Origin of the sequence: Psychroserpens sp. (genome assembly GCF_036960315.1) — a bacterium.
In the GTDB taxonomy this organism is placed as follows: domain Bacteria; phylum Bacteroidota; class Bacteroidia; order Flavobacteriales; family Flavobacteriaceae; genus Psychroserpens.
In genome coordinates this window covers 304019-318943 of record NZ_JBALVR010000001.1, presented here as the reverse complement: position 1 = coordinate 318943, position 14925 = coordinate 304019, and the positions used below count along the sequence as shown (strand labels likewise).

14 protein-coding genes are annotated in these 14925 nt (G+C 33.1%); 8 read left to right on the top strand and 6 right to left on the bottom strand.

Annotated elements, in window-relative coordinates; genetic code table 11:
* The first annotated feature begins 72 nt into the window (after nt 1–72).
* The 8 genes from V7719_RS01480 to V7719_RS01445 all read left to right on the top strand — a co-directional run bounded on the left by V7719_RS01480 (nt 73) and on the right by V7719_RS01445 (nt 8183).
* Nucleotides 73–474, top strand: a complete 402-nt coding sequence (locus tag V7719_RS01480) for a MarR family winged helix-turn-helix transcriptional regulator (RefSeq protein ID WP_335728082.1) — start codon at nt 73–75, stop codon at nt 472–474.
* A gap of 52 nt (nt 475–526) precedes the next feature.
* Complete coding sequence (locus V7719_RS01475) at nt 527–811, top strand: hypothetical protein (protein WP_335728081.1); 285 nt, start codon at nt 527–529, stop codon at nt 809–811.
* Nucleotides 812–815: 4 nt separating this feature from the next.
* The gene (locus tag V7719_RS01470) at nt 816–1688 is read left to right on the top strand and encodes an alpha/beta fold hydrolase (RefSeq protein WP_335728080.1); all 873 of its coding nucleotides are present in this window, start codon (nt 816–818) and stop codon (nt 1686–1688) included.
* A 215-nt stretch (nt 1689–1903) separates the two neighbouring features.
* Nucleotides 1904–2701 (top strand): SDR family NAD(P)-dependent oxidoreductase, encoded by a 798-nt coding sequence (locus V7719_RS01465; RefSeq protein ID WP_335728079.1) that lies wholly within the window; start codon nt 1904–1906, stop codon nt 2699–2701.
* Between the two features lie 14 nt (nt 2702–2715).
* On the top strand, nt 2716–5046 hold the full coding sequence (locus tag V7719_RS01460; protein WP_335728078.1) for an efflux RND transporter permease subunit: 2331 nt from the start codon (nt 2716–2718) through the stop codon (nt 5044–5046).
* A 35-nt stretch (nt 5047–5081) separates the two neighbouring features.
* Nucleotides 5082–5885, top strand: a complete 804-nt coding sequence (locus V7719_RS01455; RefSeq protein ID WP_335728077.1) for an outer membrane lipoprotein-sorting protein — start codon at nt 5082–5084, stop codon at nt 5883–5885.
* A 32-nt stretch (nt 5886–5917) separates the two neighbouring features.
* On the top strand, nt 5918–7255 hold the full coding sequence (locus V7719_RS01450; RefSeq protein WP_335728076.1) for a DUF1302 family protein: 1338 nt from the start codon (nt 5918–5920) through the stop codon (nt 7253–7255).
* A gap of 43 nt (nt 7256–7298) precedes the next feature.
* On the top strand, nt 7299–8183 hold the full coding sequence (locus tag V7719_RS01445) for an NmrA family NAD(P)-binding protein (RefSeq protein WP_335728075.1): 885 nt from the start codon (nt 7299–7301) through the stop codon (nt 8181–8183).
* Nucleotides 8184–8396: 213 nt separating this feature from the next.
* Here the strand turns inward: V7719_RS01445 and V7719_RS01440 are convergent, their stop codons facing one another.
* From V7719_RS01440 to V7719_RS01415, 6 genes are all read right to left on the bottom strand, one after another.
* The gene (locus tag V7719_RS01440; protein WP_335728074.1) at nt 8397–9509 is read right to left on the bottom strand and encodes a DUF2911 domain-containing protein; all 1113 of its coding nucleotides are present in this window, start codon (nt 9507–9509) and stop codon (nt 8397–8399) included.
* A 77-nt stretch (nt 9510–9586) separates the two neighbouring features.
* Nucleotides 9587–10393, bottom strand: coding sequence for a DJ-1/PfpI family protein (locus tag V7719_RS01435; RefSeq protein ID WP_335728073.1), 807 nt, complete (start codon nt 10391–10393; stop codon nt 9587–9589).
* 24 nt (nt 10394–10417) lie between these two features.
* Nucleotides 10418–11518 (bottom strand): hypothetical protein, encoded by a 1101-nt coding sequence (locus tag V7719_RS01430; RefSeq protein ID WP_335728072.1) that lies wholly within the window; start codon nt 11516–11518, stop codon nt 10418–10420.
* A 24-nt stretch (nt 11519–11542) separates the two neighbouring features.
* Nucleotides 11543–12676 carry a DUF2911 domain-containing protein gene (locus V7719_RS01425; RefSeq protein WP_335728071.1) on the bottom strand — a complete coding sequence of 378 codons (1134 nt, stop codon included), beginning with the start codon at nt 12674–12676 and terminating at the stop codon, nt 11543–11545.
* Nucleotides 12677–12708: 32 nt separating this feature from the next.
* Nucleotides 12709–13788, bottom strand: coding sequence for an Ig-like domain-containing protein (locus V7719_RS01420; protein WP_335728070.1), 1080 nt, complete (start codon nt 13786–13788; stop codon nt 12709–12711).
* An 83-nt stretch (nt 13789–13871) separates the two neighbouring features.
* On the bottom strand, nt 13872–14831 hold the full coding sequence (locus tag V7719_RS01415; RefSeq protein ID WP_335728069.1) for a GlxA family transcriptional regulator: 960 nt from the start codon (nt 14829–14831) through the stop codon (nt 13872–13874).
* Between the last annotated feature and the right edge of the window lie 94 nt (nt 14832–14925).

Below are 14925 nucleotides of genomic sequence, written 5' to 3'. Positions count from 1 at the left end.
AAAAACAGCCAAATAATTGTTAAAATCAAATTATATGTTGCATATACAACATATATATCTTATGTTTGTCTCATGAAATATAACGTAGAACATTGTATTGGAAATAGATTAAGATGTTTATCTCGAATTGTGGATAAAGATTTTAGATCAAGCTTGAAAGATTTTGATATTACTGAAAGCCAATTAAGCATTTTATTTGCTTTAACAAAGTTAGGTAAAGTAGAGCAAGGAAAAATTGGTGAGGCTTTAGTTTTGGAGAGATCAACTGTCAGTAGAAACGTAAAGCTACTTGAAAAAAGAGAAATTCTAACAAAAACTACAGACTATCGTCCCGAGATTGAATTAACAACAAAAGGACATAATTTGATTCAAGCAATAATGCCAGTATGGGAATCTTTAATGGACACTTTCATGGCCAAAATAGGAAATGAGGGTCTGGAAAACATCAAATCCTTAGAAGAAAAACTAAAATAAAAAAAATTTGATGGTCATGTTGTATATACAACTTTATAGCCTATCCAAAATTATGAAACAATCAAATAACAAATTCAACTCAGAAAATTCGGTCAAATCAGTTTCACAAATGCAGCCCCAAAGACCAATTTATTGGAAACAAGTTTTAATAACGACTTTCACAGTATATCCATTACTTATGATAATACAGTGGCTTTTAAAATTACTAACTCCAATGCAAAGTGTACCAAAAGAATTAGCTGTATTAATAGCAGTTTTTGCTGTAGCATCATTAATGGTTTTTCCCGTAATGCCATTAACTATAAAGCTTTTAGGGTCATGGTTATACAAAAAATAATAAAATGAAAACAGACAACAAAACAAATCAACTACTGGTCACCAAGACTGTTAAGTTGAACAAAAATAAGAGCATAATTCGCTATGCTGAATTAGGTGACATATCAAAACCGACAATTATATTATTACATGGCGTTCCTGAAAATTTACATGCTTGGTATGCTGTTGCACCTATACTTTCCAATAATTATCACGTCATAGCATTAGATTGGCCAGGTTTTGGTGGAAGCGAGCCCCTTGATTCTTTTGAAGCCTATAATTCAAATAATTTCGCGGATATAGTTATAGACTTTATGGGCACTTTAAGGATAAAACAATCCATTATTATGGCTCCGGATATTGCCCTTTTACCAGCATTTTTAATTGGTCTTAAACGACCTGAACTAGTTTCGAAACTCATCGTTATGGATGGTATTCCCTTTCCTAGAAAACAACATGCATCCTGGGAGTTAAATAGTTTTGCACGAAAGGGTTCTATTATAGGAAAAGCTCTAGTTCGTTGGTTTCCCGGCATATCAGCTGAAATTGCTTATCTCAAAGGATTTTACAGAGGGCACTCTATTCCAAAAGAAATTCGTAAAGAATTTTCGATAGATGGTAAAAACGAAAATACCAAAGATGCTTTTTTGTCTTATTTTCAAAACTTTCATATAGGACAATCGTATTTTGAACCAATTGCTCACAAACTACTTACACCAGTATTAGTTATATGGGGCAAATATGACCGCTTCATTAATGTCAAACTGGCGCACGAGATTGTTGAAAAGCTCCCTAATGCTGAACTCGAAATAATTGATAAATCAGGCCATTATGTGCATATGGATAAGCCCGAAGCGTTGGTAAAAGCAGCCACAACATTTATTGAACTAGATCAATAATAAAACACACTAATTTAAATTAATTAAGGCAATTAAAGTATGCTAACAACAGCAACACAAACAAAAAAGTTAAGCATTATAGGCAATTATGAATCAAAGTGAATTGTCTGGAATAACAAACGACGATTTTACTAGGAAATACAGTTTAGCGTAGCATAAAACCAAATTAAAAAATTTAATATAAATGTTGTATATACAACTTAAATTAAGCAAAAATGAAAACATTTAATAAAAAATATGGTAGTTGGGCTTTAGTAACAGGAGCGTCATCAGGTATTGGAAAAGAATATGCAACACATATTGCATCACAAGGGCTTAACATAGTCCTTGTGGCTCGAAACGAGAAAAAATTACGCTCTATAGAAAAAGAACTCATCTCTATATACCAAGTAAATGTTGAAGTTATAGTAGCAGATTTAACTATTGAAGCTGATATCGAAACATTATTTAAAAAAACAAATGATTTAGAAATAGGTCTATTAGTCAATAATGCTGGTCGCGAAGATTCCAATCATTTTATAAAGATTCCTGTCAAACAACATTTGGGCACTATCGATTTAAATATTAAAACGCCCTTAGTATTGACACATCATTTTGGAGTAAAAATGATAGAAAGAAAAAAAGGAGGCATTATCAATATGTCATCAATAGTAGCTTTTCAAGGTGTGCCATACATCGCAAACTATGCCGGAACAAAAGCCTTTAACCTCATCTTCTCAGAAGGGATTGCCTCCGAGTTCAAAAAATACAACATTGATGTTTTAGCAGTAACTCCAGGCTTCACAAAAACCAACCTTGCAAAGGTATACGATTTTACAGGAACCCCGTTTAAGCCCTTAGAGCCCGGTTTCGTTGCTAAAAAGGCACTAAAATACCTAGGAAGGAAAAGACTATGTATCCCTGGTTTTATAAATGCATTCCTATACTGGAGTGGGAAATTTTTATTCACCAGACATATGAATACCACCTCCTTCGGTATGGTATTTAAAAAAGTATTAAAAAACACCCTTTAAAATAATTAGAAATCATGAAAAACCAACAAAGTAAAGCCACAAAGTTCTTTAATAAGGTGACTTCACATTACAAAATCATACTAACATTAAGCATTTTAGTCATAATAGGAGTCTCTTTATTTATTCCAAAAATGACTAAGGACACAAGCTATGATGCGTTTCTGCCAAAAGACGATCCCATCCTAGTTTTTAGAAATCAGGTAAAAGAATCTTTTGGATTAAAAGACCCAATGGTCATAGCTATTGTAAATGAAAAAGGAATTTTCAATAAAAAAACACTCGCATTAGTTCACGAATTAAGCGAAAAAATCAAAGCTATTCCTGGCATAGATCCTGATCAAATCACAAGCTTATCGACAGAAAGCAATATCGTTGGTACAGATGAAGGTCTCGAAGTTGATCCATTTTTTGAAATTGACGAATTAACTGATGCCAAAGCGCTGGACGTTAAAGAAGCCATTGATGATTTTGAGTTATATCAGGGCAGTTTAGTTTCCAAAGATCACACAACAACCTTAGTTATAGCAGAAATGCTTGATAGCTATGACAAAAGGCAACACGAGGTCTATAAAAGTTTAATCGCCTTGTTAGATGAATATAAATCTAGAAATGAACAATTTTATCTGGCCGGTGAAGGTGCTGTAAGTGGTTACCTCATTAGATACATTGATGAAGATGCTATGAAGACGAATCCTTTTGCGGCTTTAATCATTTCAATTATCCTAATCATAGCTTATAGAAGATTGCGAGCTGTTGTTTTGCCTAATATTATGGTATTAGCCTCTGTGGGTATTACACTTGGAGCCATGGCTGCTTTCGGAGTCGACTTCTATGTAATAACAAATGGATTGCCTGTCGTATTAATAGCCATAGCTGTTGCTGATGGTATTCATATTCTAGGAGAGTATTATGAGATTGCTGCAAAACATCCTAACTATACTCAAAAAGAATTAGTTGTAAATACGATGGTTCAAATGTGGAGACCTGTTACCATTACTTCAATTACGACCGTAGCAGGATTTTTAGCCATAGCCGCATCATCCTATATGCCTCCTATGATGTACTTCGGTTTGTTTGGCGCTTTAGGTGTTGTTGTTGCACTAGTTTATGCTGTATTCATGATTCCAGCTGCAATGATGCTATTAAAACCACAATTAAGTAAGGCATACAAACCAAATCAGGACATTGATTGGTTCGGGAAGTTGATGCAATTCATCGGTGAAATTGTAGTCAAACACCCTAAAAAAATCGTAATAATATCCATCATCATAGTTGCCTTTGGCATTAATGGAGCAACGAAACTTGTCATTAATGAAAATCGCATTCATAACTTTCAGTCTGAAGAGCCTATTGTAAAAGCAGATGCCTTGATTAATAATAAAACAGATGGCACCTCTTATTTAGACATCTTCATAGAAACGCCGGAAAATGAAGATTTATTCGAACCAGAAAACCTTCGAAAGATTGAAGCATTACAATCCTATGTTGAAACTCTTCCTCATGTTAAAGGAAGCACTTCTATCGTTGACTTTCTAAAAAAAATGAATCAGTCGCTAAATGAAAACCAAAAAGAATTTTATACACTACCTGATAATAAAAATCTAATAGCACAATATTTTCTTTTGTATTCTGCAAGTGGAGACCCAACAGATTTTGACAATTATATAGACTATGACTACCGACTTGCCAATGTTAGATTTAGAATGGATACTGGTGAATATTTACTTGAAAAACCAGTCGTTGAACAAGCCAATATATATATCGAAGAACACTTTAATAATGATATTATTAAAGCAACAACTAGCGGAAAAGTAACTGTAGATGACTATTGGATTGGTGGCTTAGCCTATAATCATTTTCTCGGTGGGATATTAGCTTTGTTAGTCGTATTAATATTTGCTGCTTTAAGTTTTCGCTCTATATGGGCTGGTGTTTTAACTATCATTCCTGTTGCGATTTCTGTGTTATTCATTTACACAGTCATGGGTCTAATGGACATATGGTTAGCTGTTGGAACTTCAATGTTTGCAGCTATTGCCATTGGGGTTGGGGTAGATTTCGCAGTACATACAGTTGATCGTCTCAAATATTTATTGAAAGAAAAAGAATTACCTATAAAAGAGGCTTATAGCGAGTTTTACAAATCGGCAGGTCGTGCTTTACTTTTCAATTTGCTTGCATTAGCACTAGGATTTGGTGTATTGATGACTAGTTCAGTCCCACCATTAAGCAAATTCGGGTTTTTAGTCGCGGTTGCTGTATTGGTTAGTTTTATTGGAAGCATCACCTTACTGCCAGCACTAATTTACTTAATTAAACCAAAATTTTTAAACAGTAACAAATAGATACGAACGTATCATAACATTAAAATTATAAACACATGAAAACAAAATTAATAATAGGACTTCTAGCAATTGGATTGCTATTTCCTGCAAAAAGTAACGCACAGTCTTTGCCATCTGGAAAAAGTATTGCTGACAAAACACATGCTAGAGACGAAGGTGTCTCAATGAGTAGAACATTAACCATGGAACTCAAAGATAAGAGAGGTAAAGTTAGAATACGCGAAACTACATCTCTTCGTAAATACTTTGGTGAAGAAAAACGTCTTGCTATTTTTTATCTAACACCCAAAAGTGTTATGGGAACAGCGTTTTTAACTTACGATTATCCTGATCCATCTGTTGATGATGACCAATGGTTATATATGCCTGCATTGCGTAAAACGAGACGTATATCTGCAGCAAACAGAGGTGATTATTTTCTAGGAACCGATTTAACCTACGAGGATATCAAATTGGAGACTAGAATAAGTCGTGACGATTATAACTATAAAACTATTGGTAAAGAATTAATTAACGGTCATGAATCTTATGTTCTAGAAGGGAATCCAATAAATGACAAAATAGCTAAAGAACTAGGATATAGTAAAGTGAAACTATGGGTAGATGCAAAAATTTGGATGCTGAGGAAAGCAGATAGTTGGGATATTGCCGGTAATTTTTTAAAAACGACTGAAATCACAGACATTAAACAGGTTCAAGGTATTTGGACTTACCATCAAATCCATGTGAAAAATCATAAAACGAATCACCAAACGTATTTCCGTATTAGTGATATCGACTATCAAACAGAGATAAGTGATGACACCTTTACTAAAGAAGCTTTGGTAAACGGTTTATAACAAAATATTTACAACTCTTAAAACGAAATATCATGTTACAAAAATATAAAATAGCCATTGTTTTACTGCTTTCATTAGCAGGAGCGAATGCTCAAGAAAAACAAAATAAGTTTAAGGAATCATTTAAGGCAAGCCTTGTTGTAACCTCTGATTTTTCGTATGAATTTAATTCAGAAAGTCTTCAAAAATCAGAAATTATTTTTAAACCGGAGTTCTCATATAGACTCAATAGAAAGTCAAAATTCGTTTTAAAAGGACAACTTTATACTGAATTAAACGACAACTTAGAAGCGGGAGTTCCTAAAGAAAACACCGTTTCTAATATGAGTAAACGCCTTTTTATTGGGGATAGAACAAATTTAGAATTAAGAGAGTTTTATTTCTATACTAGCATTAAAAATATATTGCGATTAACTATTGGTAAACAACAAATTGTTTGGGGAGAAACTGATGGTTTAAAACTATTGGATGTTGTCAACCCTCAAAATTTTAGAGAATTTATTCTAGATGATTTTGAAGACAGTCGGATTCCGCTTTGGTCCCTAAAAGCAGAGTTCGATATAAAGACCATTGGCGTACAATTTGTTTGGATTCCAGACAATACGTATCACATAACACAAGATTTTGATGCACCGTTCTTTACTAAAAGTTTATTTCAAACGCCACCCGAAGGTGTTTCAGCAGTGTTCAATAAAACTTTGAAACCAAATCGTTTTATAGCCGATTCAGATATTGGTCTTAAATTAAGCACGTTCACGAAAGGTTGGGATTTATCATTAAACTATTTTTATTACTATGACGATTTACCAGTCTTTTACAGTCAACTAAATATCTCAGAAACCAACAGTCCCTTTATTGAGATAAACCCAAAATTTGAACGACAACATTTAATTGGAGGGACATTTAATAAAGTGATTGGATCATCAACCTTTAGAGGTGAAGTTGCCTATATATTCAATCAGAATCTCTCATCTACAAATTCTAATGCCTCTCGTGGAATAGAAACGAGTAATGTATTTAAATCTGCCATTGGAATAGATTATATAAAAGGCGAAAACATTATTAGTGCACAATTATTTAGCGATATCATAACTGATGATATTTCACCTTACAATCGAGATAAATTTGAAACAAATACATCCTTAAAAATTTCTAGGGAAATGATGAACGATAATCTTACCGCCGAAGTCCTCTGGGTCCATAATGCAAATCATGGTGATGGCTATGTTAAACCACAGGTAAGCTATTGGATAAATACGAATACTCAACTATTTCTAGGAAGTAGCATATTCTATGGAAACGAGACGCAACTCTTTGGACAATTCAAGGACAAAAGCAGAATTTCCTTAGGAATGCGTTGGGGGATTTAATAACTAACATAAAATGACAATTACTAATAATTTATAAAAAGAAATGAAAACAGAAATTTTAATTACCGGAGCAACCGGAACAACAAGTCAATATGCCATCCAACATTTAGTTGATAAAGGCATAAAAGTTAGAGCTATGGTAAGAACTATAGATGAAAGAAGCAAACAACTTGAAGCACTAGGTGTAGAAGTTGTAAAAGGTGATTTTATGGATATAAATTCGTTAAGATTAGCCTTAAAAGATATTAAAAGAGCCCTCTTTTGTTATCCTTTTACAGATCATTTACCAAAGGCTGCCGCTTATTTCGCTAAAGTAGCAAAAGAGGAAAATGTAGAAATGGTTGTAGAAATGTCTCAAATGGGTGCTAAAGAAGATACGCCAAGCCCAGCTACACAAAATCATGTGATTACAGAAAGCATATTCGATTGGGCCAACGTTGGAGCCGTACATATTAGACCAGGATTATTTGCATGGAATTATTTAGGTTTTGCCGCACCAACTGTAGCTAGTCAACAGAAATTTTACTATCCTAATTCCGAAGCTAATTATACTATTATTCATCCTAAAGATATTGGTGAAGTTGTAGCAGAAATTTTAAGTGATGATAAGAAGAATAAACATATTGGAAAAAGATATGATCTTACTGGAAATAAAACTTATAGTGCTTCCGATGTCGCTAAAAGCATTGGTGACGTTTTAAATCAGGATATTGAATATATCCCAATTACTGTTGATCAATGGATTGATGCTATCAAAGATCACCCAACTATTAATCCGTTTTTAGCAAAACACTTGCGAGAATTCAGTAGTGAAGTTTCTGATGGAAGGTTTAATAGAACAACTACTATTGTTAAAGATATTACTGGTCATGAACCTCGTTCTTTTGAGGAGTATATTGCAGAACATAAAGCCGTTTTTTTGAACTAATATTTTTGTTTCATAAAAAAACCCCTATTGATTGACAGGGGTTTTTTCTTATTATAAAGATGAAATAATATTTGTTATGTTAAAGTACATTTATGTGATAATCGGTTGTGTTTCTTTCGTATTCATTTTACGGACACTAAAATTTATCTTAAGGTAAAAATCAACCCAACTTGATATTCTCTATAAATGCTACTTCATTTATCCAAGAATGAATTATTTTATTTTTGCAATTACACCATCTAAATATGCATGTTGTGAAACAGGTGCTTTCTCTTTTGCTATTTTATAATACTTTAAAGCCATTTTTTTATTTCCATCTTTTAAATGCGCTTCAGCTAAACTGTCTGTATGTCCCCAAATAAAAGGGTCATTTGGATATTTTTTTATATTTAAAGCGAATATTTTAATAGCCTCTTTTACTTTATTATCTCTTAGCAATGAGTAACCATACGCATTTAACTCGGGAGAAGATGCTATAGGTACTATTTCATCCATAATCTTCTCAGCGGCTTCATTTTGACCTTTCACTGCAAGTAATCTAGCTTTAGCAATCAAGCCGGCAGATGTCCTGTTTCTTGTTAATAATTGTTCAACCCAAGTCATTGCTTCTTCTAAGTTAATTTCATTGTTAATACAGAAACTTATTGCTCCAAGTAAGCTTTCATTACTCCATCTTGCTCCAAGTTTTAAATCACTTCTAAGACGCTCAACATATAATTCTTTTGAGTTCGGAACTGTAATTTTGATAGGTAGTTTAAGTGAGTCCCATTTTAATACAACTGTACTTGTATTTTCTTCCTTTTCTGTAAACTCGTAGGCCAACCATTGTGTAAATTCATTGGTTTCAGGTTTTACTTTAATTCGTAAAAAATCTTCTTTTTGATCGTAGGCAAATGCTCCCCAAGATCTAGATTCTTTAGAAAAAATAACGGTCCACTCATTATCAGTTGGAATCATAAAGACCCCATATTTACCTGCAGGTAATTTATGTCCATTTACCAACACGTCATGAGAAATTGAAAAAACAGTATTCGCATTTGCTCCAGCTCTCCATACATTTATAGCATCATTTTTTCCTGTACCATAAGGAACTAATTGCCCCCATATTTTGCCTTTTCTATTTTCTTTGGTAGAAGGACTGATAATATTTGGACTGTGATAGGTGACTTTTGCTTCCACTAACCCAATGTATTGCGTGGCAACTGATTTTTGATTCCCACCATTAGGTGGTAACCAAATTCCTCTCATTTGTGCGCTTAATGCAAAGCTCCCCAATAGAAAACAGATAATTGTAATAATTTTAAGGTGTTTAAAATAATTTTTCATGATATGTATAAATTTAATTAAGCAGATTTTAATGCTGTTCCTTAATGGCTTAACATTTAGCTTTATGTTTTTTTTATTTATTTATAAGGATTCTCTTTTGTTAGTATTAAACCTTCTCCTGGTTTCCATTTGTCATATTCCATATAAAAAGCAACTTCCTTTGCTTTTTCTAGTCCTTGAAATCTTGCAACCAGATGCAGAGCTCCATCTATTCCTGCAGAAACTCCTGCCGTTGTAATTACCTTGCCATTATCTACAAATCGGACATCTCTTCTAACTTTTACTTTTGGATAATTTTTCTCTAATCCCTCTAAGGCTGAATGAAAAGTTGTTGCAGTATTTCCATCTAAAACTCCAGCTTTTGCTAGAACTAAAGCTCCTGTACACACCGAAAAATACAAATCGACATTGGTTCTGTCTTGTACCCATTTCATCACCTCTTTATCCTCATAAGCATTGTGAGCATTCCCTCCAAAAAAAGCAAGAACATCAGCTTCAGGAGCATCTTTAATACTGTAGTCAGGTTTTATTTTTAAGATCCCTTGAGAGATTATATATTCTTTTGTTTTTGACACTGTAAACACTTTGTAACCAGCATAGGCAAACACTTCCATAGGTCCTGCGAAATCTAGAACTTCTACACCATCCTGTAGATAGAAAGCAATGGTCTTAATTTCAGTGTTTTTCTTATTCTCCATATCCATTTGTAATTGTTCTTTTGTAATTAATTTCATGTGACACACGTCACATAGTCCTCCTTTTTTAAAAGTTTTAGTATCACATGTATTATCACAAGGCGGACAAACGTAGGTGCTCGTCGCATGTTGTGCATGACTTGTAAGTGTAATTAAAAATGCGACAAAAACGATGACTTCCTTTAACATTCTATTTCTGTTTTGCTTGAAAGATTAGATATTATCTTTTGATACTTTTTTTAAGGTGTACACTTTTTTATCGCTACTTCTTGTTATCACTAATACATTTTCACCATAGTCTGCAAGATGTAAAACGCTACCAATGTTTATCGTTTTACGTTGGACACCTTTTTCTCTTGAAGGAGATTTGATGGCTTTCGCATTTAATATATCTTTCCCTTTAAACCTAGTCAAAGAGTATCTGTTGTTACTTACTAATACATAATCTTCATTATTGTATCTATATGAAATGATCCCTGTTGGAGCATTTCCTGCACCAATTTCTGCAACTGTCTTTCCAATCAGTTTATTATTACCATCTAATTCGTTTAATTTAAAAGTGACTAGCGGTGTACACATATAACCAGCAACAATTGTCCATTGATTTTCTAATTTAACAGGTAAAAAGCGATAGATTGGTGCATTTGTTTCGTTAGCTGAGTGAGAAACATGATATGCTTGTACATTGGTAGTAACTATTCCTTTATTAAAAGGAAAAGCAATTTTTCTTAAACCTGAAGAAAACTCTTCATTTGAAAGTCCAGATACAATAACATTGCCATTTACATAGTGTAAATCTGTTACCGTATAAGTTTTAGATGGTTGTCCCCAAAATTTGGCACTTGTAGCTGGCGTATTCTCTATTTCCTTTTTAGAATAGTTTACCTGTTCTAATGAAAACTCCTGTAAACCATTATCGCCTAATTTAAATAAGGCACTTTTAGTACTCCCTCTATTTGCTCTACTCACAGCAAAGAATACATTATTAGATAAAGGATTTACTGCCATATCTAATATTTTAATGTCTTTTGCCGAAGCGCCCATAACAGCTCCAATTTTTGCTGTTATGTCATCTATATTAAAATTAATTTTTGAAGCATTCTTCTTATCATTAATTTCAATCGCATAAACCATTGACCCTGTATTGCCGCCAATAAAAAGGATGTTTTCTGGTCCGAAGGCAATAGCTTGTATTGATTTTATTACTGGACTTCCAAAGGTAAAGCCATCTTTTAAATTAACACCGTCGTTTGCGTAGCTATTTGATACTATTGCTAAGCAAAGTACCAGCATTCCTATTAGTCTTGATTTCATTTTCATTTGTTTTAATTATTTATTTTATATACTTTCTTTTAATGTTTTAAGCAACTTTTCATATCGAGGCAAATAATACTGATGATCTGTTCTATTTGGCATGTTATTCAAAGCTATCTCCCAATATTTAATTGCTTTCTTTTTATTACCTAATGCCGTATAAACATTTGCAAAATCTTTATTGATCATGAAGATCTCTTCAGGGAATTTTTTAGAATTAAAAGTGTATAATTTTAAAGCCTCTTTGTTTTTGTTTTTTGAAAGTAATCTTCTTCCTTCTTTAGAAATCTCTTTTGCATTTGCTGTTTTAAGTGCTTTTTCTCTTAGCTTTTCTGCCTCTTCATTTCGACCTAACTTTTCTAAAACATTTGCTTTTGCAGAAAATGTTCCGTAATTTTTATTACCAAACCATTGTCTATTAATTGCATAATCTGCCCATGTTAAAGCTTCTTCTAAATTGATATTGTTATTTACACAAAAATCGATTGCATCTATCCAATTGCGATATTCAAAACCAGCTCCATTGCGTAAATCGCTTCGCAACTTTTCTACATATAACTCATTAATATTTGGCACCTCAATTTTTACTGGAACAGACAAATATTCCCATTTCAAAGCCATGACCGCATGATCACTTTTTCTTTCAATAAAATCGTACGTTAGCCATTCTGTAAAAGCTGTTTTAGTTGGCTTCACTGTTACTCGTAACACATCTTCTTTTTCGTCATAATACAAAGCTCCCCATGAATTGTAGTTTTTTGAAAAAATGATTGTCCATTCCTCTTTATCTGCCAACATGAAGAGTCCATACTTACCAGCGGGTAAATCTTGCCCTTCAATTTTAACATCATGACTTATCGTAAATACAGTGTTTGTTTGAGCACCTGCTCTCCAAGGAATCATTTGGTTAGCAAATGTTACAAAGTGAAATCCATAAGGAACTACCCCACCCCAAATCTTACCGGTTCTGTCTTCTCCTGTCCTTGGATTCGTAACATTTGGACTATTGTAAGTCACGTTTACTTCTACTAAACCAATCCATTGACTAAGGCTTACTTTTTGATTTTGGGATTCAGGAAGTGTAATCCCATTTTGAGCATTTAAATTTAAATTACTAATCAATAACACAAGTGTTACTTTTAGGATACTTAGCTTCATTTTAATATATTTTTTACTTGAATAATTAAATTTTAATTTATCTCAAAAGGAATTATTACCTCTTTAATATTTTTTGGTTTATCATTTTCGCTGTTTAGGTTGACATCAAATTTTCTGTTTAAATTATTACCCGCTAAATCTTCAAGCCAAGCATTGATTATCATTTTATATTTTCCTTTTGTCCATTGCTTTTTTGGTGTAAACATCCATTTATTTTCGCTCTCAGAAAGTCTAACAACCCCTTCAACATTAGTATTTGTTTCATCAACTATTCCAATTGCACTATGCAATAGTCCAAAATCCATTGCTTCATTGAAATCAATTTTTAAGGATGATTTATTTTTTGTGTTTGGAAAATCAATCTTCCATTTTTTAGGGTTTGGTGATTGTCTATCAACTGAAATCACATCAAATGTTTTCTCAAAACCTTTAATTAATTTTACATCATTTATATCCAACCAACCTTTATCAATTACTAACTTATAGGTGTTTCCTTCAACCAAAGGCAAACCTAATTGTAGGTTTGGTTGCACACCACGCTTAATGCGTCCCGGATCAAAGAAAATGGTAACTCTTGTATTGTCTGGATTCCAAAGCTCTTCAGCAGTTACTAAAAAGGCTTCTGATTCTAATTTACCTTCTGGTAGTTTATACAATCGTACATGCTCAAATGCATCTCCTAATCTCATCGGAGCTGAAAACTCTATATAGAATTTCAGTTGATTCATAGGTAATTTTGAAGAAGTAGGATAAACGTTCTTTATATAAGTGCTAGGTTTTAATTTAATTTCAGGAACCTTAACTATAAAACGTTGCTCTACAGTTGAATTACTCTTTATAAAAACAGTATAAGAAGCACCAGTTGAAAACCCGTATTTCGATTTAAAAAAAAATTGAGAATCAACACATTCAAAAATCCCAATTATTTTTGATATATCAGGATTAGATGGGACTTCTCCAAAGTAAACAGACACATCATAATAAGACGTAGCCTCATTTGAATCGAATCCACTCATAACAATGGCTTCTAATTCTAGATTGTATGCTACGTTTATCTCGCCTGAAGGAGAGGTCCAAAAAAGAGAAAATAAAATCGCTATTAAATTAACCACAACTTTGATTTAGTTATTAAAGTCGCAAAGGTATAAGATACAGCTATCCACAAAAGGACAACAAAGCGCAGAATTAGGACAGTTTAGTTAATAGCGTTTAAATCTGTAGGTATAACACCTTTAAATTTTTTTAGCAATGATCGAAGTTGGTTTGTGCTCTTTAAACCACACTCTATTGTGGCGTATTCCAAAGTATAACCCTCGGCAAGAAGGTGTACAGATTGTTCAACTCGTAATTTTGTAAGATAATCTCCAATGGTAATTCCTGTAGTTTTTTTGAATTGTCGCGTCAAATTTCTAGCGCTCATATACACCTTATCCGCTAAATCTTCTATAATAAAAGGTCTTGCCAAATTATTAGCTATAAAATCTTGTACTGTATGAATTCTAGTATCCAGGTGATTCCTATATTGCAGAAAAATGCTCAATTGTGGGTCAGATTCACCACGCCGAAAATACATTACCACCTCTTTGGCTACTTCTATTGCAAATTTGATTCCGTATTCTTTTTCTACAAGATACAAGCATAAGTCAATACCTGAAAGCATTCCTGCGCTGGTATAAATACGTTCGTTTTCTACAAATAATCTGTTTTTTAGTAATTCAGTCTCTGGGAATTTCTCCTCAAACTCAGCAAACACTTTCCAGTGTGTCGTTGCTTTTTTTCCTTTAAGTAAACCCGCATCCGCAAGTATAAACGCACCTGTACAAATTGACACTAAAGTTGCGCCATTGTTATATTGAGTATTCAACCAATGATAAAATAACTGATTTCCTTTTTTGAAATTGGAATCATTTAATAATGAAAAATCAATACCTGGAATAACTATAACATCATCCTTTTCAAGTTCAAATTCCCGATAGGGTATCAACTTTGAAAATCCTAAACCCAAAGAACTATCTAACTCATTATCTAAAGTGCTTGACACAAAATGCAGGTTTAGATTCGCACCGTTCTCTTTAGCTTCAAAAAACAATTGCGCTGGCCCAAGACTATCTAATGGATGTGTTTGTGGAACGATTAAGAAATAAATATTTTTCATTTTACAATGCTTTAATTTATTGATTATTAGTCGATTAATTAATTGCCTTGCTTAATAAATCCATCCATATAACTCATGCAATATAGAAAAAAGT